The organism is Apilactobacillus timberlakei (genome assembly GCF_002993965.1).
Classification (GTDB): Bacteria; Bacillota; Bacilli; order Lactobacillales; family Lactobacillaceae; genus Apilactobacillus; species Apilactobacillus timberlakei.
Genome location: NZ_POST01000005.1, coordinates 1 through 23,219, shown reverse-complemented (window position 1 = coordinate 23,219; position 23,219 = coordinate 1). Strand labels below are relative to the sequence as shown.

The 23,219-nt window shown below is 31.1% G+C and carries 22 protein-coding genes and 1 rRNA gene; 13 read left to right on the top strand and 10 right to left on the bottom strand.

The annotated features are described in order from the left end of the window. The first annotated feature begins 4 nt into the window (after positions 1 to 4). From C7N71_RS06605 to C7N71_RS06575, 7 genes are all read left to right on the top strand, one after another. Positions 5 to 841, top strand: a complete 837-nt coding sequence (locus C7N71_RS06605) for a two-component system regulatory protein YycI (protein WP_105988322.1) — start codon at positions 5 to 7, stop codon at positions 839 to 841. Between the two features lie 21 nt (positions 842 to 862). Then, entirely contained in the window at positions 863 to 1,675 is an 813-nt protein-coding gene (locus C7N71_RS06600) for an MBL fold metallo-hydrolase (protein ID WP_105988321.1), read from the top strand. 69 nt (positions 1,676 to 1,744) lie between these two features. Continuing rightward, on the top strand, positions 1,745 to 2,980 hold the full coding sequence (locus C7N71_RS06595) for a S1C family serine protease (protein WP_105988320.1): 1,236 nt from the start codon (positions 1,745 to 1,747) through the stop codon (positions 2,978 to 2,980). A 92-nt stretch (positions 2,981 to 3,072) separates the two neighbouring features. Next, positions 3,073 to 3,945, top strand: coding sequence for a sulfite exporter TauE/SafE family protein (locus C7N71_RS06590; RefSeq protein WP_105988319.1), 873 nt, complete (start codon positions 3,073 to 3,075; stop codon positions 3,943 to 3,945). 124 nt (positions 3,946 to 4,069) lie between these two features. Next, positions 4,070 to 4,909, top strand: coding sequence for a sulfite exporter TauE/SafE family protein (locus tag C7N71_RS06585; RefSeq protein WP_157944376.1), 840 nt, complete (start codon positions 4,070 to 4,072; stop codon positions 4,907 to 4,909). A 72-nt stretch (positions 4,910 to 4,981) separates the two neighbouring features. Continuing rightward, positions 4,982 to 5,308, top strand: coding sequence for an ArsR/SmtB family transcription factor (locus tag C7N71_RS06580; protein WP_105988317.1), 327 nt, complete (start codon positions 4,982 to 4,984; stop codon positions 5,306 to 5,308). Continuing rightward, positions 5,298 to 5,900 carry a cation transporter gene (locus C7N71_RS06575; protein WP_105988316.1) on the top strand — a complete coding sequence of 201 codons (603 nt, stop codon included), beginning with the start codon at positions 5,298 to 5,300 and terminating at the stop codon, positions 5,898 to 5,900. The genes C7N71_RS06580 and C7N71_RS06575 overlap by 11 nt, the downstream gene beginning before the upstream one ends. A gap of 29 nt (positions 5,901 to 5,929) precedes the next feature. On the opposite strand, the gene ade is transcribed toward C7N71_RS06575, so the two are convergent. From ade to C7N71_RS06555, 4 genes are all read right to left on the bottom strand, one after another. Further along, on the bottom strand, positions 5,930 to 7,603 hold the full coding sequence (gene ade, locus C7N71_RS06570) for an adenine deaminase (RefSeq protein ID WP_105988315.1): 1,674 nt from the start codon (positions 7,601 to 7,603) through the stop codon (positions 5,930 to 5,932). A gap of 162 nt (positions 7,604 to 7,765) precedes the next feature. After that, entirely contained in the window at positions 7,766 to 8,518 is a 753-nt protein-coding gene (locus C7N71_RS06565) for a WxL domain-containing protein (protein ID WP_105988314.1), read from the bottom strand. 55 nt (positions 8,519 to 8,573) lie between these two features. Next, positions 8,574 to 9,857, bottom strand: coding sequence for a hypothetical protein (locus tag C7N71_RS06560; RefSeq protein WP_105988313.1), 1,284 nt, complete (start codon positions 9,855 to 9,857; stop codon positions 8,574 to 8,576). Positions 9,858 to 9,888: 31 nt separating this feature from the next. Then, the gene (locus C7N71_RS06555; RefSeq protein ID WP_105988312.1) at positions 9,889 to 10,935 is read right to left on the bottom strand and encodes a DUF916 domain-containing protein; all 1,047 of its coding nucleotides are present in this window, start codon (positions 10,933 to 10,935) and stop codon (positions 9,889 to 9,891) included. A gap of 259 nt (positions 10,936 to 11,194) precedes the next feature. Between C7N71_RS06555 and C7N71_RS06550 the strand changes: the two genes are divergently transcribed. Continuing rightward, entirely contained in the window at positions 11,195 to 12,799 is a 1,605-nt protein-coding gene (locus tag C7N71_RS06550) for an Nramp family divalent metal transporter (protein ID WP_105988311.1), read from the top strand. A gap of 53 nt (positions 12,800 to 12,852) precedes the next feature. Continuing rightward, positions 12,853 to 13,284, top strand: coding sequence for a universal stress protein (locus C7N71_RS06545; RefSeq protein WP_105988364.1), 432 nt, complete (start codon positions 12,853 to 12,855; stop codon positions 13,282 to 13,284). A gap of 77 nt (positions 13,285 to 13,361) precedes the next feature. Here the strand turns inward: C7N71_RS06545 and C7N71_RS06540 are convergent, their stop codons facing one another. The 3 genes from C7N71_RS06540 to C7N71_RS06530 form a co-directional block, all read right to left on the bottom strand. Beyond that, positions 13,362 to 14,024 carry a DUF975 family protein gene (locus C7N71_RS06540; RefSeq protein ID WP_105988310.1) on the bottom strand — a complete coding sequence of 221 codons (663 nt, stop codon included), beginning with the start codon at positions 14,022 to 14,024 and terminating at the stop codon, positions 13,362 to 13,364. 84 nt (positions 14,025 to 14,108) lie between these two features. Next, positions 14,109 to 15,449 carry a dihydrolipoyl dehydrogenase family protein gene (locus C7N71_RS06535; RefSeq protein WP_105988309.1) on the bottom strand — a complete coding sequence of 447 codons (1,341 nt, stop codon included), beginning with the start codon at positions 15,447 to 15,449 and terminating at the stop codon, positions 14,109 to 14,111. 151 nt (positions 15,450 to 15,600) lie between these two features. Continuing rightward, positions 15,601 to 16,935 carry a dihydrolipoyl dehydrogenase family protein gene (locus C7N71_RS06530; protein WP_105988308.1) on the bottom strand — a complete coding sequence of 445 codons (1,335 nt, stop codon included), beginning with the start codon at positions 16,933 to 16,935 and terminating at the stop codon, positions 15,601 to 15,603. 187 nt (positions 16,936 to 17,122) lie between these two features. Here C7N71_RS06530 and C7N71_RS06525 point away from each other — a divergent pair, with 187 nt between their 5' ends. From C7N71_RS06525 to C7N71_RS06515, 3 genes are all read left to right on the top strand, one after another. Beyond that, the gene (locus tag C7N71_RS06525; protein ID WP_105988307.1) at positions 17,123 to 17,896 is read left to right on the top strand and encodes a (S)-acetoin forming diacetyl reductase; all 774 of its coding nucleotides are present in this window, start codon (positions 17,123 to 17,125) and stop codon (positions 17,894 to 17,896) included. A gap of 595 nt (positions 17,897 to 18,491) precedes the next feature. Beyond that, entirely contained in the window at positions 18,492 to 19,466 is a 975-nt protein-coding gene (locus C7N71_RS06520; protein ID WP_105988306.1) for an AEC family transporter, read from the top strand. A 204-nt stretch (positions 19,467 to 19,670) separates the two neighbouring features. Then, a complete protein-coding gene (locus C7N71_RS06515; protein WP_225361898.1) occupies positions 19,671 to 20,264 on the top strand; it encodes a L,D-transpeptidase in 594 nt (197 codons plus the stop codon). Positions 20,265 to 20,304: 40 nt separating this feature from the next. Here C7N71_RS06515 and C7N71_RS06510 read toward each other — a convergent pair whose 3' ends face one another. From C7N71_RS06510 to C7N71_RS06500, 3 genes are all read right to left on the bottom strand, one after another. Continuing rightward, positions 20,305 to 20,496 carry a hypothetical protein gene (locus tag C7N71_RS06510; RefSeq protein ID WP_105988304.1) on the bottom strand — a complete coding sequence of 64 codons (192 nt, stop codon included), beginning with the start codon at positions 20,494 to 20,496 and terminating at the stop codon, positions 20,305 to 20,307. Between the two features lie 16 nt (positions 20,497 to 20,512). Then, entirely contained in the window at positions 20,513 to 21,046 is a 534-nt protein-coding gene (locus C7N71_RS06505; protein WP_105988303.1) for a GNAT family N-acetyltransferase, read from the bottom strand. A 145-nt stretch (positions 21,047 to 21,191) separates the two neighbouring features. Next, positions 21,192 to 22,370, bottom strand: a complete 1,179-nt coding sequence (locus C7N71_RS06500) for a thiolase family protein (RefSeq protein WP_105988302.1) — start codon at positions 22,368 to 22,370, stop codon at positions 21,192 to 21,194. A 561-nt stretch (positions 22,371 to 22,931) separates the two neighbouring features. Between C7N71_RS06500 and C7N71_RS06495 the strand changes: the two genes are divergently transcribed. Then, a 16S ribosomal RNA gene (locus tag C7N71_RS06495) occupies positions 22,932 to 23,219 on the top strand; the annotation flags it as partial.

The following is a 23,219-nucleotide window of genomic DNA, read 5'->3' as shown; positions in this document are numbered from 1 at the left end:
TTTAATGGATTTTAAGAAAATTCAAATAATATTTTTAGCTATTTTTGTCATCATTGATGTGTTTTTGTTTATGATGTTTCACCAAAACACTTCTTTACAAAACGAAAGTGTTAATCAGGGGAGTAATTCTGAAATCATAAAACAAATGCAAAATGATCAAATTAGTGTGAAACCCAAACTCACTGACACAAAAAGCACTGGCTACTATTTATCTGCAACTTTGAACAATAATTTAAAACAAGATAGTAAGAGTTTAAAAAATCAAAAAACTTCGTATGATAATTATATTTTGAGAAGCTCTTTTAAACGGCCCTATGGTATTTATTCATCTAACCCAGAAAGTTTATTAGATAAATTAATTAAAAATAAAGATATTATTGCTAATGGATCAGATTATGAATATAGCGCTGATTTATCCACTAATAATACGATTGTTTATCTACAAAAAGCAGAAGATAGATATGTATATTCTGGCAGTCGTGGTCAAATTAAATTTGATATTAGTGATGATCATACCTTAACTGGCTATACACAAAGTTACTTGGATAATGTTAAAATTCTTCGTGAAAAGTCTGATGTTATTTCAAAGAAGAGTGCTTTAGTTGGCTTATACCAATACAATGAAATTCCAAATAATTCTAAAATTAATTGGATTCACTTATATTACACTAGATTGCTTTCAATTAAAGACAATCAAGTATTAATTCCAACTTGGGTTATTTCATTTAGTAGTGATAATTCTTCCAATGCAACGATTAAGCGTATTAATGCTTATACTGGATCGATTCTAGATGGCAGTGGTACTACTAAATCTGCTAGTGAAAGTGTTAATAATAACTAGGTTATAGAAATGAGGAATATTATGAGTAATGATGCTGATTCGCTGAGTGTTAGTGTCTTATCTAGCGGTAGTGGAGGTAATGTCACCTATATTGAAACTGATCAACATAAAGTTTTATTGGATGCTGGCTTAAGTGGTATTCGGATAAAAAAACTAATGATGTCAATTGATAGGGATTTAAATGATGTTGACATGTTGTTAGTTACCCATGAACATACTGATCATAGTAAAGCTGTTGGAATTCTAGCGCGTAAGTATCCTAAAATAAATGTTTATGCTAATAAACAAACTTGGGATGCAATGGCTTCAACAATTGGTGATATTCCAGAATGTCAAAAGAATATTTTTCCTCCTAATATGACGATGTCATTCGGCGATTTAGATATTGAAAGCTTTGCTGTATCTCATGATGCAGCGAAAGCACAGTTTTATAATTTTCATCATCATAATAAAAGTTTTGTTGTAATTACTGATGTGGGATATGTTTCTGATCATATTGCTGGGGTAATTGATAATGCTAATGCTTATGTTTTTGAATGTAATCATGATTTAGAAATGTTGCGTAGTGGTGAATATCCATGGTCATTAAAACAAAGAATTATGGGAGATGAAGGGCATTTATCTAATGAAGATGGTGCCAATGCATTAATGAATTGTATTGGTCACAATACTGAACATATCTTTATTGGACATCGCAGTCATCACAATAATGTTAAAGAATTAGCACACTTAACAGTTGCTTCGATGTTAGAAGAACATGACTTTGGTGTTGGTCATGACTTTGATTTATTAGATACTGATGTTGAACAAGCATCACAATTGTATACTTTATAGAGCTTTCTTTAGCTTATTTTAAGCTTCAAAGTTATAATATAATCATAGTAAAATGTGGGAGGATTATTTATGAAAAATAATAATCATTTAATGCCCAAAGTAGTGATTGCAGCATTAGTTGCAGGATTACTTGGTGGTGGAATTACTTATGGTGGAATTAATATGTTCCAAAATTCTGGTTTGGATACGGCAGTACCGAATGGATCTAATGCTGGCGGTACTACTGGAACTTCCAATATTAAAGTGGATGTTCAAAATCAATCTGAAAAAGCTTATAAAGCGGTCAAAGATTCGGTTGTTTCAGTTATTAATTTAAAAAAATCACAATCAAGTAATGATCCATTTGCCTCCATTTTTGGTGAAAATCAAAGTAGTAAAGATTCTAATAAATTAGAAGCTAATAGTGAAGGCTCTGGTGTAATTTATAAGAAGAGTGGCAATGCTGCTTATATTGTTACTAATAATCATGTGGTTGCTGGTGCTTCAGCATTGCAAATTTTGTTAAGCAATGGCAAACAGTTAGAAGCTAAATTAGTAGGGCGTGATTCAGTCACCGATTTAGCAGTCTTGAAAATTAATGGTAGTCAAATTAAGGATATTGCTAGCTTTGGAAATTCTGATGATATTAATGTCGGGGAAACTGCACTTGCAATTGGATCTCCACTGGGATCAGCTTATGCTTCATCCTTAACCCAAGGAATTATTTCTGCCAAGAAACGTGAAGTTCAATTAACTGGTTCTAATGGTCAACAAACTGGTAATACCGCTTCAGTTATTCAAACTGATACTGCTATTAATCCTGGTAACTCTGGTGGTCCATTAATTAATTTAGCTGGTCAAGTGGTTGGAATTAATTCTATGAAATTAGCTTCTGATGGTCAAGGTACTAGCGTTGAAGGTATTGGTTTTGCTATTCCAAGTAATGAAGTTACTAGAATTATTAATGAATTGGTTAAGAATGGTAAAATTGAACGTCCAGCGTTAGGTATTAGATATATTAATTTATCTAACATCGCTGTTAGCCAACAAAAGTCGGTATTAAAATTGCCTTCATCAGTGGAAAATGGAGTAGTAGTATTTGATGTTACTAAGGATGGTCCTGCTGCTAACGCTGGATTGAAGAAATATGATGTCATTACTGAATTGGCTGGTAAGAAGATTAGCAGTCAAGATCAAATTAGAAGTATTCTATATGAACAAAAGATTGGTTCAACCATTCAAGTTAAATTCTATCGTGGTGGTAATTTACACACTGGGGATATCAAGTTGAGTGAAAATAGTTCGCAATTAAAAATAAATGATTAGGAAAAAGCACTAATAATATTATTTATTAGTGCTTTTTCGCATTTACTGTTTTATTTTTGTTTCCAAAGTAATATTATATATAATGTTATTTAATATTATTAAGGGAGATTTTTATTATTACTATTTTTGGATTTAGTATTTGGACCCTGCTTTTATTTATACCAGTAGGTATAATTGCAGGAATTTTAAGTACTGTGACTGGATTAGCTTCGCTAGCTTCTTATCCTGCATTATTATATTTGACTGGTGGGGTGTTAAATCCTATTTCAGCAAATATAACTAATACTTCAGCATTACTATTTAATGTTGTAAGTTCTGGCCTTTCATCAAAACAAGAATTGAAGGGTCATGGAAAAGAATTAATGAAAGTTATGACTATCATTTTCTTTGGTGGGATTGTTGGTGTAATTTTATTAACATTATTACCTTCAAAAGATTTTGAATATGCAGTTCCTGTTTTCATTGCAGCTGCTGGTATTGGTATTTTATTGCCATCCAAAGATACCACTAAAGCTTCTACTTCTACTGAATTTGAAGAAAAATCAGTTGGATCAAAGAAAATGTTGGCTGATATTGCGTTAATCGTTGGATATTTCTTAATTGGTATTTATGGTAGTTATTTTGGTGCTGCTGCAGGAGTTATTTTATTAGCAGTTCTTTCAAGAACTAGTAAAGATCCATTTCCTGTTTATAATGCTATTAGAAATGTTGCGATGGGTTCAGCGAATGTAATTGGGACTATTCTATACTCATTTAAATATGGGCAACATGGTAGTACACATATTTATTGGGCCTTAGCTATTCCACTAGGTATTGGTTTCTTAATTGGTGGTTACGTTGGACCCAAACTAGTACGTATTTTACCAACTAAATTAATAAAAGTTGTTACTGGAATTCTTGCTTTAGTGCTTGCATATACGCAATTTTCTTCAGCTTATAGTATTCATTTATTTTACTTCTTTTAAATAAAGCAAAAGCTATCCTTAAATTATTTGAGGATAGCTTTTTTGATATCACTCATAATTTATTTGGGCTTTTTACATAATATTGTTAAAATTAATTTAGGAGTTTCATTTTATAAAAAGAAGGTTGATTAAAATTAATATTTTTGGGATTAGTATATGGATAATTTTATTATTCATACCCGTTGGAGTTCTGGCAGGAATTTTAGGTACTGTGACTGGTTTAGCTTCACTTGCTTCATATCCAGCTTTATTATATTTTGCAGGATTGCCAGCTGTATCTGCCAATGTAGTTAATAAGGCAGCCTTGATGTTTAATTCAATTGGTTCAGCTATTTCATCAACACAAGAATTGCATGGTCATTGGAAAGAATTATTTAAAACCATGATTATTATTTTCTTTGGTGGAATTACTGGAGCTATTTTATTAACGGCATTGCCTTCATCCAGTTTTACGCATATTGTACCAGTATTCATTGCTGCAGGTGGAATTATGATTTTAATTCCATCAAAGAATGAAGAAAATCATGAGGGAGCTAACAATTTCGAACCCCATAAAGGACATGTTAATCAACATTCATGGTTTCGAAATATTTTAATTATTTTCTTAGTATATTTAATTGGTGCTTATAGTGGATATTTTGGTGCAGCTTCTGGAATTTTGCTATTAGTATTGTTAACTAGAACTAGTTCCAATGAATATACGGTAAGTAATGCCATTAGAAATGTTGCTATGGGAGCGGCAAATATTGTTGCAACCATTTATTATTCATTTGAAGCCCATATTGTATGGATTTTAGTATTACCATTAGGGATTGGCTTCTTTATTGGCGGATACATAGGGCCTAAAATTGTCAGAATATTACCAGTTAAATATATTAGAATATTAACTGGTATTTTAGCTTTGATTCTAGCTTATACACAATTTTCATCGGCATATAATATTAAAATATTTTATTTATTTTAAATTGATGGATGAGCAATCATCCTTTTATTTTATAAAACATATGATATAATTTTCATATGTTAATTAATTCATATGAAAAGTGAGGATAAAATGAATACTGATTATTTAAAAGAAGCTAGCCGAATATTTAAGCTATTAAGTAATGAGACTAGGCTTAAAATGTTAGTGAATTTAGAAGACAAGGCAATTAGTGTCAATGAATTAAGTGCTCTCCTTGATATTGAGCAGTCTGCAGTGTCTCATCAATTATCGATTTTAAAAAAGCACCAATTAGTAGACACTAATCGGATAGGGAAATCGATTTATTACCGATTAGATGATCCACATATTTTAGATATTGTAAATGAAGCAGTTCAACATTCTAGTCACGTAATTAGGGGGAAAAAACATGGCGAATAATAATACACTTAGTAAAAGTATTAACGTAGAATATTTATCGACTTTATGGATGTTAATTGAATTTGTAGTAGCTCTATATTCAGGTATTATGGCTAAGTCTATTTTATTAATTGCTTTTGGCTTGGATAGTTTTTTAGAAATCATTGCTGGATCAATTTTAATTTGGCGGCTTAAAAAAGAAGCTAATGGTGCAGCTAGTGAAACAATTAAAAAAGCAGAAAAAATTACATCAATGTTAGTTGGTATCATTTTAATATTGTTGTCAATATATGTAACCATAACATCGTTACTTAATTTATTTGGGCATGGAGTTGCCGATGATTCATTATCAGGAATTATAATTGCCATTTTATCATTATTGATGATGCCATTTTTCATTATTAAAAAACGACGTTATGGAAAAATTTTAAAATCAGATGCTTTAATCGAAGATAGTTATTGTAATGTTACTTGTGCATATATTGCGGGAACCGTATTAGCAGGAATGATATTAAATGCACTATTTGGTTTTTGGTGGGCTGATTCAGTTGCGGCTTTAATTTTAGTATACTTTATTTTTACAGAAGGCCTTGAAGGGATAAAAGGTGAATAAAAAGACTCAGCTAATGCTGAGTCTTTTTGTCATTTAGATTGAATATCAATAAATTTTTGTTGATTGAAATCATATACTCCTTGGTCAGTTAATTTAATTGTAGGAATAACTGGCAAAGTTAGGAACGATAGAGTAATAAATGGATTGAAATTAATATCACCACTAATTTGTTTAAATGCCTTGGTAATAGCATTTAAATCTTCACTAGCTATTTGCCATGATTTATCAGACATTAATCCAGCTACAGGAAGTGGCATGACAGTGACATTTTGATTATCATTAACGACAGCGATTCCACCACCAACTTTAGTAATTGATTGAATAGCACGATAAATATTTTCATCAGATGTTCCAACAGCAACAATATTATGCGAGTCATGAGCTACTGTTGTTGCAACAGCACCATTTTTAATATTGAAACCATTCACTAAACCAATTCCAAAGGTGCCTAGGTTATGATGGCGTTCAACGTCTACCATTTTTAAAACGTCATTTTCTAAATCAGCTTTGAACAAGCCATCTTCAACTGGAACATTCATTTTTAAATGGTCAGTTTCGATATGATTAGGTTGAATACCAATAACATGGCATTCTTGATTACTTTCTAATGGTAATGTTAGATCTTCTAATTTGATATTTTGATGAACTGTATTTTTAGTGAATTTCAATGGAGTTGAGTTGAAATTATTTTCCGTCATTAATTTTCCGTTTTTAATCACTTGTTTTACATCCACTTTTTTAGGATCAGAAACCATTACAATATCAGCTTTATATCCAGGAGTTAAGGCTCCCAAATTATTAATTTTATGTGCCTTAGCTGCATTTAAACTGGCCATAACATAAGCATCTTCAGGTTTGATTCCATATTCAATCGCTAATTGAATGTTAAAATTAATACTTCCTTCATTAATAATGGTAGTTATAAATTTGTCATCAGTACAGAAAGAAAATTGATCAATGTTATCTTTATTAACGGCTTGAATCGTATTTTGTAAATCACGTTCTACGGTGCCTTCTCGTAGAAACATATTCATACCAACGTCCAAGCGATCATACATTTGATTTAAAGTAGTAGATTCATGGTCAGTTGAAATACCGACTTCTTTGTATTCGCCTAACTGTTTAGCTGATAATCCAGCTCCATGACCATCAACTTGATAGCCATGATTCAAGGAATCATTGATTTTATTCATCATATCTTGATTGCGATTATGGACTGCAGGGTAGTCCATAACTTCTGCTAAACCAATGACTGATGAATCTTTGTATAGGGGATGCAATGAATCGGCATTTAAGGTTGCACCATTGTGTTCAAAAGAAGTAGCTGGAACACTAGATGGTAACATGACAAAAACATCAAGTGGGGATTGTTTAGCATCATTAATCATATATTTAATCCCTTCAATTCCAGATACGTTCGCTATTTCGTGCGGGTCAGTAACGACTGAAGTAACTCCCATTGGGACAATTACTTTACCTAATTCAGAAGGGGTTACCAATGAACTTTCAATGTGAACATGTGAATCGATAAAACCAGGGACTAAATATTGATTTTTAGCATCAATGATCTGTTTTGCTTGATATTGATTTTCTTGTTCTTCTATAATTTTACCGTCATTAATGTATAAATCTTTTAGCTCAAATTGTTTCTTGTAGACATTTAAAACTTGACCGTTCTTAATTATTAAATCAATTGTGTGCATTTTTGATAACCCATCCTTTTTTCTTTCGAATAAAATTATCAAATATTATGAAACATTAACATTAATTTGTCAATGTTTGTAATAGTTCGTGTTTTATGTTATTAGGGTAAACAAAAAGCTTTGCAAATTGCAAAGCTTTTTTAAGAAGTTATTTTGATATTATTATTGATTTTGGGTACTATCAGGTGCATCTATTAAATTCCAAGTAATTTGTCCTTTATAAGTACCTGTTGATGATTGTCCGTATTTTAATTGAATAGAATTAAACAAATCAAACCATGTATTTTCTCCAGTACCTTGTTCTGCATTTATAACATTAACTGGACCCTTATATGGATCTAAATTTACATTTGTATTTGTATTAGGTGCAGTATTGTTATTGTTATATGCTGGACTAGCTTTGCCAGAAGAATTAAGTGTAATAGATGCACCATTAAGATTAACATCACTATTATTCATATTATTCATATTATCCATTGATGCAGTTAATTTCCAACCTTTTGCACCTGCTCTGTGATCTGTTACCTGTGCATAGTAATATTGTTTGTTACCGTTAACCATATTTCCATTTGTAATATTTTCAGTGTTATATCCACCCTTTGTTTCAGAAGCATCACTCATCTTTCCAAAGTTTAGTAATGATGGAACTGCATCTAAAGTTAATTCACCACGGGATTTAGTATTATTAACATTATTGTCTTGGGGATTATCCAACTCATTTTCAGTATTATCTGGATTAACAGGTTTCGTATTATTATTACTGTTATCTATTTCTAATAAAGTATTTGTTTTTGCTCCTGATCCAGCTTCTTGTCCAACATCTTGACCATCAGCATGAACATTATTACTACCTGTTTCTAGTCCGATTCCAGCAAACATTGTTAAAGCAGCTGTACATAATAAAAGTTTTTTCATATTAAAATCTCCTTTTAGAAGTTAATTTTGATTATTAATTAATAAATTCTACGTTTTAAGGTCCGTCGACCAAGTTCCAAGTTGCTGTTCCTTTATAATTACCTGAAGGAGCAGTGTATGGGGGAAAATTTAATTTAATATTAGGCATCTGATAATAATCGGTACTATTGTCTGTACTTTGTTTATTAAAATAATTGAATGTAACATTTGGATTAACTAGTTTATTGTCAATATAGAATGTTTGCCCAAATAATGCATTATTTTTGTTTACTAAAGGTGATAATGAAAGTGATATGTGAAAGCTTGGAATATTAAATTTGGAAATTTGCAACTTAATACTTTTAGATAGGTTAGTTGAATTATCATTACTACTTTTTGTTTGAAAATTTAAACTAGGGAAGTTATTGATTTTGAGTAAGGTGATTTTTTGAAGTGAAGAGATTATGTTTTCTTGGGTATCTATTACTTGCAATATTTGATTAATTGATGTGATTTTTGGATAAGATAGGTATATTGGATTTTTTCTTTTTGTAAATAGTGTAGTTTTATTAATCTTATTGCTTAATTGATTTTTATAATCATTGAGCAATGTTGAATTTTCTACGATAGATTGAAAATCAGCTCTTTCTTTTTGAATTCTATTTATCATCGCATTAACTAAATCATCATAATAAAATGTTTGAGCTGTTTCGAATATATGAAATTCACTTTTAAAATTGTTGTCTTTATCGTATTTTTTATCACCAGATTTGTAATATAAATAAATTAATGGTTCCTTGCTTCCATAAGAAAAGTTTCGTTCTTTTGCATCATTTTTAAAGTAAATTCTTAATGTAATTGATCCACTATGATAATTCTTAAAATCAAAACTATAACTGTATACTTTTTGACCATCATTATTATTATTATTATATTGATGCATTGAGCTTAATAAAACAGGTTTAGTACGTGAATTTTCTTTTTCTAAATTATGATAAATTTTAGTTTTACTACCATCAATCATATTATTATTATTTCTTAATTTGTTATTAAATTCCATTTGAAAATTTACATATCGATCATTACCACCTTTGCTACCTTTACTACCATAAGTTAATTCAATGTATTTTTCATTCTGATCAATCCCCATTGATATATTTCTTATGTTATTATCATAACCTGTAAATTTACTGCCTCCTTTGCCACCATTAATTTGGTTAGTATAAGATCCATCTTGAAAGAACTCGTTTGTAAAAACGTCTTCAACATTATGTGCAGGAGAATCAGCATTAACTTTTGTTTGTAACGTTATTAATAGTAGGATAGAGCATATTAAACTAAGCATTAATTTCTTGTTCAATTTATATGCCTCCTATTTTGATATCTTTATATTACTTATATTCCTTATTATCTTTATTCCTACGTTTTAATAGTAGATAAATTAATAAACCAATTAAAATTAATATAATAGCAATTAATGAAATTATGATGACCATTGCCCAAGGAAATGGTTTTTTATTTGTCACAATGTTCTTTTGTGTATTATCGAAGTTTTGTTGAGTAATGTGGATGCTTTTATGCCAATCCCATTTTTGACCATCACTGGCACTAGCATTTCCATCTAATGTATAGTCACCAGGAGATAATGTTTCCTTTAGTGGAGTTGATAAATCAAATTGGCTAATAGGAGCAATCTGACCTAAACTAGTGGAACTTTCAGCAACTTTTTTACCATCGGAATCTTTAATAGTGGAAGTAGTTTTTACACCACTAATAAAGTTACGTTGATCATTTTTAAGGGTGGTGACAATAGCTGGAGCATCATTAGCAGGAGCTTGCTTAGCATCTACCATTTTTAAATCTGGGAAAACATTGCCAGTTTGATTTCTCAATAACACAGCAGTGGAATAAACAAATTTATTATTAATGCTAACTCCTTTATTATCATTATTGCTTTGTTGATAGTATCTATCATCTTTATAAACTGAAATACCACCCATAATGATACCTTTGAAAGTTTCTTTAGGCATTGATAAATCAAAAGTTACCACTTTAGAACTTTTACCGGGCATAGTAATCGCTTGATTAGCATTACCATCAATCAATTCTGATATTTTAGGGGACCCAATTAATTTTTGTTTGCTTTTTGTATAGTCAATAGCTAAGCCATTGCTAGTAGTAGCGTCATTAATAGAAACAATAAAATGTTGAGTAGCACTAGAACTATTTCTAACTTTGACTTGAAGCTGTTGAGTTTCTCCCGGTTTGTACAAAGCATCAATATAACTAGTTGACTTGTTGATTTGATTACTAGGATGAATAGCATTCATATTGAATGGAATATTGGCATTGTTATTTTCAGCATTTACATAATTACTAAAACCTAAAATACAGAATATTAAAGTGAAAAATGTAAATAAAAATTTATGTATCTTCATATTATTTTTTTAAACCTCTTTCTTATTATAAATTTAAGTCAAATTACTAATGATAAAATTAAAATATTATTATGTAACATTAACTTTAATATAATAACTATATTATATTAATTTTTGAAACATTTTTGAAATATTTTGCTCATTGTTTGCTATATAACAACAATTGTTGTTCATTAATTTGAAAAAAAGTTTAGCTACACCTAAAAAATCATTTAACTTTATAAAAATATAATGTATAATACATATGTCTTATTAATATATGTGTTACACATTATGGAAAGGGTGGAAAGTTTTGAGTGAAAACAATTCACACGCAAAAAAAGGTTTCGTTCAATATGCGAACGGACCTTCTCTAGATGAAATAAACGGTAAGATTTCCGTTCCTAAAGGTATGGGATTTTGGAAAACATTATTCGCATACTCTGGTCCAGGTGCATTAGTTGCCGTTGGTTATATGGATCCCGGTAATTGGGCAACTTCAATTACTGGTGGTCAAAATTTTGGTTACCTATTAATGTCTGTTATCTTAATTTCAAGTTTGATTGCGATGTTACTACAATATATGGCAGCTAAACTTGGAATCGTGAGTCAGATGGATTTAGCTCAAGCTATTCGTGCAAGAACTAGTAAAACATTAGGAATTGTACTATGGATCATGACAGAATTTGCCATTATGGCAACTGATATTGCCGAAGTTATTGGTGGAGCAATTGCTTTATATCTATTATTTAATATTCCACTAATCTTGGCAGTTTTCTTAACTGTTTTTGATGTTTTGATATTGCTATTATTAACTAAAATTGGTTTTAGAAAAATTGAAGCAATTGTTGTTTGTTTAATTGTGGTTATTCTACTTGTCTTCGTATATCAAGTTGCTCTATCTAATCCTAGTTGGGTAGGTGCTTTTAAGGGATTGCTTCCAGTTCCTGAAACAATTTCAACTGGACATGAAGTTGCTGGTATGACACCATTATCTGGTGCATTAGGTATTATTGGTGCTACTGTTATGCCTCATAACCTATACTTACATTCAGCTATTTCACAAACTCGTAAGATTGATCATAATGATGATGAAGATATCGCTAGAACTATTCGTTTTACAACTTGGGATTCAAATGTTCAATTAACATTTGCATTCTTCGTTAATGCTTTACTATTAATCATGGGTGTTGCCGTATTTAAATCAGGTGCTGTACAAGATACTTCATTCTTTGGTTTATTTGATGCTTTGAATAATACTAAAATGTTATCTAACCCAATTTTAATTAGTGTTGCTAAATCAGGTATATTATCAACATTATTCGCTGTTGCTTTACTTGCTTCTGGTCAAAACTCTACCATTACTGGTACTTTAACTGGTCAAGTTATTATGGAAGGTTTCATTAACTTGAAGGTTCCATTATGGGCACGTCGTTTAATTACTCGTTTGATTTCTGTTATCCCAGTATTAATTTGTGTATCAATGACTGCTGGTGAATCAACATTAAAACAACATGCTGCTATTAATGATTTAATTGAAAACTCACAAATCTTCTTGGCCTTTGCTTTACCATTCTCAATGCTTCCATTACTTATGATGACTGATAGTAAAGTTGAAATGGGTAAGAAATTTATGAATACAATGTGGGTTAAAGTTTGTGGTTGGATTTCAGTATTGACCTTAACTTTCTTAAACTTATACAATATGAAAGATTCTATTTCAGGTTTCTATGGTGATAACCCTACACCTGCTCAAGATTCTCAAGCTGGAATCATTGCTTGGATTGTCAACATTTTAATTGTTGTATTATTAATTTGGACATTGTGGGAATTACATCGTGGTAACAAACGATTCATCAATGCTCATCCTGAATTAAATGACTAATTCTTTAAACTAATATTAATAGAATAGAAGGTTTAAATATGAAGAATATGAATATGGATATTAACTTTAAGAACATTCTAGTTGCCGTTGATGATTCTGATGACGCCATTTTAGCTTTTAAATATGCTATTGCACGTGCTAAAGAAGAGGATGCTAAGCTAACTATTGTTTCGGTTCTTGAAGATGAAGATATTAATATTTATCAAGCATTATCTGGAAAATATGTTCATGGTAAATATGAAGATCTTGAAAAGCATATTAAAAAATATGAAGAAACAGCTAAAACTGCGGGTGTTAAAGATGTTGAAGTTATGGCATCACAAGGTGAAGCTGGAGAAACTATCGTTAAAGATGTTATTCCTAAGGTAAATCCTGATTTATTAATTGTTGGATCAGAATCCAAAAAAGGATTATCTAGACACTTTGGTAGCCAAGCTGCTTATATGGCTAAATACTCACCAGTTTCAGTTATGGTTATCAGATAAAATTATATTTAAAGCTAATTAAATTATTAACTACTACAAAAAATAACCGCTAAGATATAAAATCTTAGCGGTTATTTTTATGCTTCATTATTTAAATTAAGATAGTATCTGATCATGGTTAATGAAGTATATGGAGTTACATAAATCGCAGCAATTCCAAATGTTATTATTACAACAAACCACCATCCAATGAAACTTAATCTTAGGACAAAGTATTCAGCTTTATGTCCATCCATTAGTTGACGACTTTTGGTGATAGCTTCTAGTACGCCAATCGGATGACCATTTTTTGCAGCATCACGATAGATATATACTGCTTGTGAATATGAACATGCTTTAATAAATGCAGGGAAGAAGAGTAAAAATGCCCATAAAGTAATAAAAATAATAGACATTATAAATACACCAATCGTTCCCCAAAARACTCTTTGACTAGACATAATGTTGAATGATTTAGCAAAGCCATTTTCAAAATCAGTTTTATTACGCCATGCATCTAATATATTGAATTCAGCACTATAAGAAAATATCACTGCTACAAGTCCAAAAAGACCAGTTGATAAAAGTAAATTACCATTATATGTTGTTTGTAATACACCATCAATCATAGACTCACTACCGTTATTAGTCATACTGGTTAATATTTCCATAACAAAATATGGTATAAATAGGGTAAAAAAGAAGCCAAAATGTTGACTTAACATTTGATTAGCTTCCATTTTTAATTGTGAACGATCCAATTAAAGACCTCCTTGTATGTTTTCTTTTATTATACTATATGTAAAAAACTCTTTAAGCAATTTACTTAAAGAGTTTTTATTTTTTTATAAGTTTTTCCAAGCTTCATGACCAATTGAAGGGAAAAGATGAACGTTACGTTCAATTTCTTCTTCATTCATATGCATATTAACTGCTGGGACAAGTGTATCGATTGTGTTATCGGCATCATCAGAAATTTCTGTAAAACCAACTAAACGATGCTCTTTATCAAATACATATGCATTTTCAGCAATTTTAGCTTTAGTGGCTTGTCTAAACCATGTACCTGCCATATCATGCTTTTCAATTGTATATTCATCACTTTTTTCAGCTTCAGCAACTGAAACTCCCATTTGACTTATTCTTGGAGATGTAAAGACAACTGAAGGAATTGCTGGAAAATCAATAGCTTTATCATTTTCACCAGCAAAAAGATGATTTAAATATTGTGATTCGAAAGTGGCAGTAGGGGTTAAATTAGGTTGTCCAGTAGCTGCAACATCTCCAGAAGCATAAATATTATTAACAGATGTTTGTAAATAATCATTTACTATGACACCTTTTTTGTCATCATATTTAACGCCAATTTCTTCTAATCCCATATTGTGCACCATAGGAACACGACCTGATGCATCTAAAATCCATTCAACATTTAATTCTTGTTTATCACCATAGTTAACAACGTAATTATCACTATCACGATTAAAAGCATGAATATCAGCATTTTGAATAAAATGAATACCTGATTCTTTCATTTCATTAATTACTTTTTCTACATATGGTTGATAAAAGCCACGTAATGCTTTATCGCTATGCATTAGCATTGTAACATCAGCTCCAGCTTCATTAGCCATGGTAGCGAATTCCATTGCGATATAACCAGTTCCTACAATTGCCATTGATTTAGGCATTTTATCTAAATTTAAGAAATCTTTAGAATCATGAGATAATTCAGTGTTTTCAACATTTACCTTATGAGGAGTTAAACCAGTTGCAATGACGATTTTATCGGAAGTAACATGCTCGCCATTAATCTCTAATGTATGAGCATCAGTAAATTTAGCAAAGCCATGAATAACGTCCATTCCTAGTGACTTCATAGTAGCTTCACGATTGATTTTAATGTTATCAATTCCAGCATGTTTATTTTGCATATTAGCATGCCAATTAACTTTGGTATCACCTTCAACAATGCTATTCATGCGGTGTTGCTTTTTTGCTAAAGTGATTGGTAAATCTAGTGTTATTTTAGCATTACATCCCCAATTAGGACATGTACCACCAACAGCATCGGCTTCAACAAACGCAATTTTAAACCCTTTTTTACATAACTTTTTAGCTCCATCAAAAGCAGCATGGCCGGAACCAATATAAATTACATCATAATTATATTTATTATTTTGCATTATAAATCCCCCTTATAATATATGTATCTACCAATATTTAATTTAATATAGTGTTACTCAATAAACAAATAAATAGACTTGCATAAATAAAAAAATTCCAGTTGCCTGGAATCTTTTCATTTATAGATATGCTTGTTTTAAATTTTAGAGATTAAATATTTTGCCATGCATCACTACCGATGGATGGGAATAAATGAACCAATCTACCAACTTGTTTTTGATCTAGTTTTAGAGCAACGGCAGGCAAGATTGAATCGATTACAGAATCAGCTTGGTCTGATACTTCAGTAGCACCTACCAAATGATGTTCCTTATCAAAGACATATGCGCGTTTTGCGATTTGTTCTTTGGTAATAGCACGATACCAGTCTTTAGTCATATCAGTTTCTTCAACTGTGTATTTATCACTATTCTTAGCTTCATCCACTGAAACTCCCACTTCTGCAATACGTGGAGTTGTGAATACAACTGATGGAATTGCAGGAAAATCAATAGCATCTTTAGTATCACCTGAGAATAAGCTAGTTAGATATTGAGATTCAAATATAGCAGTAGGAGTTAACTTAGGTTGACCAGTGTCAGCAACATCACCAGAAGCATAGATGTTATCAACATTAGTTGCTAGATGATCGTTAACTTTGATACCTTTTTTATCATATTTGATACCTAATTCATCTAAGCCGATATTTTCGACATTTGGAATTCTACCAGTAGCATCTAAAATGTAATCAGTACGAACATCTTCATTATCTAGTTGAACAGCAGTTACACAATCATCTTTTTGTGCAAAATCTTTAATTTTAGCATTCTTGATGAAACGAACACCTTTGTTCTCTAAGTCTTGCATAACCATATCAACATATTCTTGATTGAATTGACGAAGAGCTTTATCACCATGCATTAAAACAGTAACTTGAGCGCCGGCAGCATTTGCTATGGTTGCAAATTCCATTGCAATGTATCCAGCACCAATAATAGCCACATGTTTAGGCATTTCATCTAAGTTTAAGAAGTCCTTTGAATCATGAGCTAATTCTTTGCCATCAACATCTAAGCGATGTGGACGTAAACCAGTAGCAATAACAATTTTATCTGCAGAATAACTGTTATCGCCAACGGTTACAGTATGATTATCACTTAGCTTAGCAAATCCATGAATTAATTTAATGTTTGATGACTCAATTAAACCAGAAATGGCATCAGGTAAACCATCAATTACCTTATGTTTATTAGCCATATTTTCTTTCCAGTTAATTGAAGTATCACCATTAATGATATTTTGTAATCTCTTTTGAGTTTCAGTTAGTTGAACTGGAATGTCTAAAGCAATCTTAGCGTTACATCCCCAATTAGGACATGTTCCACCAACTTTGTCTGCTTCAACGACTGCAATTTTGTATCCTTTTTGTGCCAATGGAATAGCACCGTCAAAAGTACCATGTCCAGCACCAATATATAGAACATCGTAATCGTATTTATCAGTCATTTAAAATCATTCCTAACTTTATAATATTTTAAAATCTATTTTTAGAATAGACTGCTTGATTTAATAATTCAAATATTTTGTTTTAGATTGTTTAGTACACAATTGAAATGTAATGATATTTGTATCATTGTTTATATTTATGATATATAATATTATCTGATATTTATTAAATGAAAGAGGGATTATTATGAGTAAAAAAGTAGCTTTTGTTACTGGTAGTGGCCAAGGAATTGGTAAAGCAATCGCTCAAAGATTATCTAATGATGGGTTTGCAATTGCAATTGCAAATTTAACTGAGGAAAAAGGTAAAAAAGTAGCCGATGAAATCAATAATGATGGTGGAGAAGCAATCTTTGTTCAAGTAGATGTTTCTGATCGTGACCAAATGTTTGATGCTATGAACAAGACAGTTCAACACTTTGGTGATTTAAACGTAGTTGTTAATAATGCCGGAGTTGGTCCAACCACTCCAATTGATACAATTACCCCTGATCAATTTGATTTTGTATACAAGACCAATGTTTCATCTGTTATTTGGGGTACTCAAGCCGCTAAACAACAATTTGAAAAATTAGGTCATGGCGGAAAGATTATTAACGCTACCTCTCAAGCTGGAGTAGTTGGTAATCCTAATTTAGCATTGTACAGTGGTAGTAAATTTGCTATTCGCGGCATTACTCAATCAACTGCTCGTGATTTGGCCCCATTAGATATTACTGTAAATGCATTTGCACCAGGAATTGTTAAAACTCCAATGATGATGGATATCGCTCATCAAGTTGCGCAAAATGCTAACAAAGATGATGAATGGGGGATGAAGACTTTCTCTAAAGATATTGCTTTAGGTCGTCTTGCCGAATCCTCAGATATTGCTAATGGAGTTGCCTTCTTAGCAGGAAAAGATTCCGATTATATTACTGGCCAAACTCTTGAATTAGATGGTGGAATGCAATTCCATTAATATGTAAATTAAAAAGGAGCACGCATTATTATTAATGCATGCTCCTTTTGTGTGAGATATAATAAAAACAATATTAATAAAAAAGTACTCCAAAAATTAAATCTTCAAAGTACTTTGGTTAGTGAGCTGTGATGCTTCGAACACCATCTTCTCAGCAAAGGACTGAGTGCTTTTTACCTTAAGCTAACAGCTCATAATATTGAATTAATTTGCTGACTATCAATCAACAACTTATATTAAACCATAATATTAATTTTAATGCAACAAAATTTGGCATTTTTTTCTAAACTTAGATATACTTTGTCTACATATACATATTTAGGAGGCTTTAAAATGACATTTTTTGTTTATTTAATTTTATTCGTAATAATTTTATTTTTAGTATCAACATTTACTACTATTTGGATTCTGCATCATAAAAATAAGAAGCGTAAATAGCTTTATATCAACATCCTAACCCAATCTACATTTAGACATATAAATTTTATTTATAATGAACGTATTTTTTGACTATATCTTATACGATGTTTTATAGTTTGATATCGTTAAATAAATTTAAGAGTAAAGTTCATATAAATTATAGGAGGGGTTATACATGGGTGTATTTTTTACATCAATTCAAAGTGTCCTAGTGGTTGTACTAATCATGATTTTAGGTTATGTACTTCGTAAAACTGGATGGTTTGCCGATACATTTAGCAAAAATATTTCTAAATTAATTAAAAATATTGCGCTACCAGCTTCAATTTTTGTTGCAGTTTTAAACAAACTAACTCGTGACAAGTTAGTTGGTTTTAGTAGTTATTTAATCTGGGGAATTATTTCAGTAGTAATTGGTTATATTATTGCGTTTGCACTTGTTAAAATCATGAAGATCAGAGTCGGTCGTCGTGGAGTATTTATTAATGCCATTGTAAATGCCAATACTATTTTCATTGGATTACCATTAAACTTAGCTTTATTCGGTGACAATTCAATGACATATTTCTTGGTTTACTACATTATTAATACAGTTTCTACATGGGCCTTTGGGGTCTTCTTGATTAGTAATGATGATCCCACTAAGAAGGATCAGCCAAAAGAACATCACAAGATTAATTGGAAACAAGTTCTTCCAATGCCACTTGTTGGTTTCTTAGTTGCATTAATTTTCTTACTATTAAACATCCCAATTTTAAAAGTTCCATTTATTTCACAAACATTATCTTATGTTGGTGGATTAGTTACTCCATTATCATTGATTTACATTGGAATTGTTTTAGCTGATGCTGGATTGAATAGTATTTCATTTGATCGTGATACAATTGTAGCTTTAATTGGTCGTTTCATTTTAGCGCCAGTGGTTATGATTGTCATTCTAATGCTTGCTATGCATGGTGGGGTTTCATTACCATCAATGTTTAACCAAACTATGATTGTTCAATCAGCTACTCCAATGTTAGCTGTATTGCCTATTTTGGCTGCTGAAGCTCATGGTGATGTAAAGTACGCTACCAATATTGTTACCACATCAACCATTTTATTTATTATTGTTATTCCTATTCTAATGACAATTGTTCAATACATTTAATTAATAAAGAGTTGTCAATTAATTGGCAGCTCTTTTTTGTTGGATTGACAATGTTTGTGGGGTAGAATAAACTTTTAGTTAAGCTTAATTTGCATACGAAGAAGGAATTTATATGTTTGAAAAATTATGTTATGTATTAATCGCTATTGCGATTATTATTACAATTGCAGTTTATATTATTTGTTATTAAAAAGAGGTAATATTTTGAAATTATTAAATAAAAAGAAAATTGCATTAATTTTGTCTTGTTTTTTAACAACTCTTATTTTAATTTCTTGTGGAAAAGCAACAGCTAAAAATAATATAAAAAATGGTCATTTTAACATTGATGAACGAGTTGAAGCCAAATTACAAAAGATTGATTGGCGAAAATCTTCTGAAAATATCCCTTATCCTAATATGAATCCAAAAAAGAAAAATTGGTTACTGGTTTCTAGCGAACATCAACGGGTTTATGTAATGACACCTAAAAATAAGCTTTTATATACAATGTATTGTTCTACTGGAAGTGGCAATAGTGCAACTCCTAAGGGTACTTATCATATTCAAGCTGAACGTGGCAATCATTTTTATAATGCCAGTTCAGGTGAAGGTGCTAATTATTGGACTTCTTGGAAAGATCATGGAATTTACTTGTTCCATAGTGTTCCTGTTGATAAAAATGGCAAGTATTTAATGAAGGATGCTCATGAATTGGGTAAAAAGGCTAATTCACATGGTTGCATTCGTTTATCAGTACCAGATGCTAAATGGATTAATCAACATGTTCCATTTGGAACTAAAGTTGTCATTAAATAAAAAATGTCGGTACGATTTATTCGTACCGACATTTTTTATTTTAAGGTAAAGTAATAACAATGGCTAAAATCAAAATCAATATAATAGCTATAATTAAAATTGGAATTATATTTTTAGTAAGCAGTTTACGTTGCTTGTAATATAAAAATCCAAGTAATAAAAGTATAGCAATCACTCCGATTGCATACATAACGATTAATTTGATTTGAACTGAGAAATCACTAGCCATCATATTCTAACCACCTTTATTATTTAATTAGTAATTGGTATGCATATCTAGCAGTCCAAGGGTGACCATTTTCACGCATGTGAATAATCCCACGTTTTTCAAAACCATTAGATGTGATTACATGTTGCATTGCCATATTTTCAGGATGCGTATCGATTCTTACATCTTTAAATCCTAAGACAGTGGAAACTGTAATTAAACTGCTCACTAGTTTTTGTGAAAGATGTTGTCCACGGAATTTATTTGAAATTGCTACACGATGAATTGCTGCATAATGAGCTTCAGACCCATTTACCCATTCACCATCTTCAATTTTTAAGTAATTAGGATCAATTCCTTGATGGATAGTTGCGGTTCCAGCAATATTACCATCAGTTACTAGTACATAATTGATTCCGTCTGCAATATCTTTTTTCAAGTCATCATCAGCAGGATAACCGTGTTGCCATTGGTCAATTCCTTGTTCACCTAAATATGAAATAGCTGAATGAATAATGTCCAAGATTTCTGGCAAATCCTTTTCTGTTGATTTTCTTAAGTATGTTGCGGGCATTTTAACACTTCCTTTTGGATTAATTATTAATTTATAAAAACCATAACTTAAGAGTATATATATAATCGCTGTTAAATGCAACGAATAAAAAACTCTCACATAATATAGGATACAACAAATCTATATTTGTTCCACGTGATTTGTTTTATAACAATGTAATTTTCATTGCCATTCCCATGCCCCCACCAATACAGATAGTAGCTAAACCATTTTTCTTATTAGTACGTTTTAAGTTATATATTAATGTTCCAATAATTCTAGCTCCTGAATCACCAAGAGGATGTCCCATTGCAATAGCACCACCAGAAATGTTCAATTTGTTTTTATCGATATTGTAATTTTTGGCCACTGCTAGTACTTGTGCTGCAAATGCTTCATTCAGTTCTACTAAATCAATATCATCCATACTAATGTTCATTTTAGTGAATAATTTTTTAGTAGCATCATATGGTGCATAGCCCATGTAATCTGGATCACATCCAGCTTCTGCGTAATCATCAATTACAGCTAGGGGGTTAATGCCTCTTTTTTCAGCTTCGGATGCACTCATTAAAACAAGTGCAGATGCACCATCATTTAAACTAGCTGCATTCCCAGCAGTAACGGAACCTTCGGTGGTAAAAGCAGGTTTTAATTTTCCTAAAGCTTCCATATTAGTATCAGGTCTGACTGTTTCATCATTTTTAAATATAAAGCTACCTGTACGACTATTTATTTTAATGGGAACAATTTCTTCATTTAGATAATCATTATTTTGAGCATTTAAAGCACGCATATGAGATTCGTATGCCCATTTATCTTGTTCTTCTCTAGTAACATTATATTTTTGGGCTACATTTTCTGCAGTCATCCCCATTGGTTGTTTGTTAAATGCATCCATTAAAGCATCGTTATATATAGAATCGATTAATGAAACATTGCCAAATTTCTTTCCTTTTCTCATATCTATATTTAAAAAGGGAGCATTGGACATACTTTCCACGCCACCAGCAACAACTATTTTGGCATCGCCCATAGTAATGGCTGCTTGAGCGTTACGTACAGCTTTTAATCCAGAACCACAAACTTGATTAACAGTGTTAGCTGTACTTGAGTAGGGGATACCAGAATTTATTTCAATTTGTCTAGAAATATTTTGACCAGCTCCAGCTTGTAGAACATTACCAAATATAACTTGATCGACGTTATCATTATTTATTTTTGCTTGTTTAATTGCTTCTTTAGTTACAATTGTTCCCAATTCAACTGATGAAAAATTTTTAAGTGCACCATTTATTTTTCCGATTGGGGTTCTCTTTGCTGCTACGATAACTACTTTTTCCAATATACTTTTCTCCTTTTAATTAATTTATTTTTCATTATAAAGGTTATGATTTGTTTTTTGTTAAAATTTAATCATTTTTTTAATTTATTGTTGACGTTGATAGTGATTATTGATATTATTATTCCTGTTGTCATTTTTGATAACAATGAAAAAATAATTATAAAAAGATGTTGACGTTGTTTTACAGCTTTGGTATTATTATAAATGTCGTTAAAAAGGACAAGTTAGTTATTGAAAAATAATTATAAAAAGTTATTGACTTTCACTTGTTAAGATGGCATAATAATTAATGTTGCGTTGTTGAAATGACAAACGACAACATATCAATTTGAAAATTAATTATAAAAAGTTATTGACATTAAGCTGATAACGTGATATAATTAAAAAGCTGCTTCATGAAAGCAGCTAACTGATAAGTAGATCTTTGAAAACTGAACAAGATTGATAATCGATGATGTGTAAGGAACTTGCAATTTAGATTGTAAGTAATTAAACACAGCGAAGTCAATTCGCTTATAAAAAACAATTAATTTGATGAGCTAGTTAAAACCTTTTCATCTATAAGATGAGAGTTTGATCCTGGCTCAGGACGAACGCTGGCGGCGTGCCTAATACATGCAAGTCGAACGAGTCCTCCCAATTTGATTTTATGCTTGCATAAATGATTTTTGGATTCGGGACGAGTGGCGAACTGGTGAGTAACACGTGGGTAACCTGCCCTAAAGCAGGGGATAACATTTGGAAACAGATGCTAATACCGTATAATTAGTTGGAACCACATGGTTCCAACTTGAAAGATGGCTCTGCTATCACTTTAGGATGGACCCGCGGCGTATTAGCTAGTTGGTG

What these genes read in the sequence shown, in the direction of transcription:
- C7N71_RS06600 (WP_105988321.1), top strand. Translation starts at nt 863, where the DNA reads ATGAGTAATGATGCTGATTCGCTGAGTGTTAGTGTCTTATCTAGCGGT.
- C7N71_RS06535 (WP_105988309.1), bottom strand. Translation starts at nt 15,449, where the DNA reads ATGCAAAATAATAAATATAATTATGATGTAATTTATATTGGTTCCGGC.
- C7N71_RS06605 (WP_105988322.1), top strand. Translation starts at nt 5, where the DNA reads ATGGATTTTAAGAAAATTCAAATAATATTTTTAGCTATTTTTGTCATC.
- C7N71_RS06580 (WP_105988317.1), top strand. Translation starts at nt 4,982, where the DNA reads ATGAAAAGTGAGGATAAAATGAATACTGATTATTTAAAAGAAGCTAGC.
- C7N71_RS06575 (WP_105988316.1), top strand. Translation starts at nt 5,298, where the DNA reads ATGGCGAATAATAATACACTTAGTAAAAGTATTAACGTAGAATATTTA.
- C7N71_RS06525 (WP_105988307.1), top strand. Translation starts at nt 17,123, where the DNA reads ATGAGTAAAAAAGTAGCTTTTGTTACTGGTAGTGGCCAAGGAATTGGT.
- C7N71_RS06520 (WP_105988306.1), top strand. Translation starts at nt 18,492, where the DNA reads ATGGGTGTATTTTTTACATCAATTCAAAGTGTCCTAGTGGTTGTACTA.
- C7N71_RS06545 (WP_105988364.1), top strand. Translation starts at nt 12,853, where the DNA reads ATGGATATTAACTTTAAGAACATTCTAGTTGCCGTTGATGATTCTGAT.
- C7N71_RS06550 (WP_105988311.1), top strand. Translation starts at nt 11,195, where the DNA reads ATGTGTTACACATTATGGAAAGGGTGGAAAGTTTTGAGTGAAAACAAT.
- C7N71_RS06505 (WP_105988303.1), bottom strand. Translation starts at nt 21,046, where the DNA reads ATGCCCGCAACATACTTAAGAAAATCAACAGAAAAGGATTTGCCAGAA.
- C7N71_RS06555 (WP_105988312.1), bottom strand. Translation starts at nt 10,935, where the DNA reads ATGAAGATACATAAATTTTTATTTACATTTTTCACTTTAATATTCTGT.
- ade (WP_105988315.1), bottom strand. Translation starts at nt 7,603, where the DNA reads ATGCACACAATTGATTTAATAATTAAGAACGGTCAAGTTTTAAATGTC.
- C7N71_RS06510 (WP_105988304.1), bottom strand. Translation starts at nt 20,496, where the DNA reads ATGATGGCTAGTGATTTCTCAGTTCAAATCAAATTAATCGTTATGTAT.
- C7N71_RS06565 (WP_105988314.1), bottom strand. Translation starts at nt 8,518, where the DNA reads ATGAAAAAACTTTTATTATGTACAGCTGCTTTAACAATGTTTGCTGGA.
- C7N71_RS06530 (WP_105988308.1), bottom strand. Translation starts at nt 16,935, where the DNA reads ATGACTGATAAATACGATTACGATGTTCTATATATTGGTGCTGGACAT.
- C7N71_RS06595 (WP_105988320.1), top strand. Translation starts at nt 1,745, where the DNA reads ATGAAAAATAATAATCATTTAATGCCCAAAGTAGTGATTGCAGCATTA.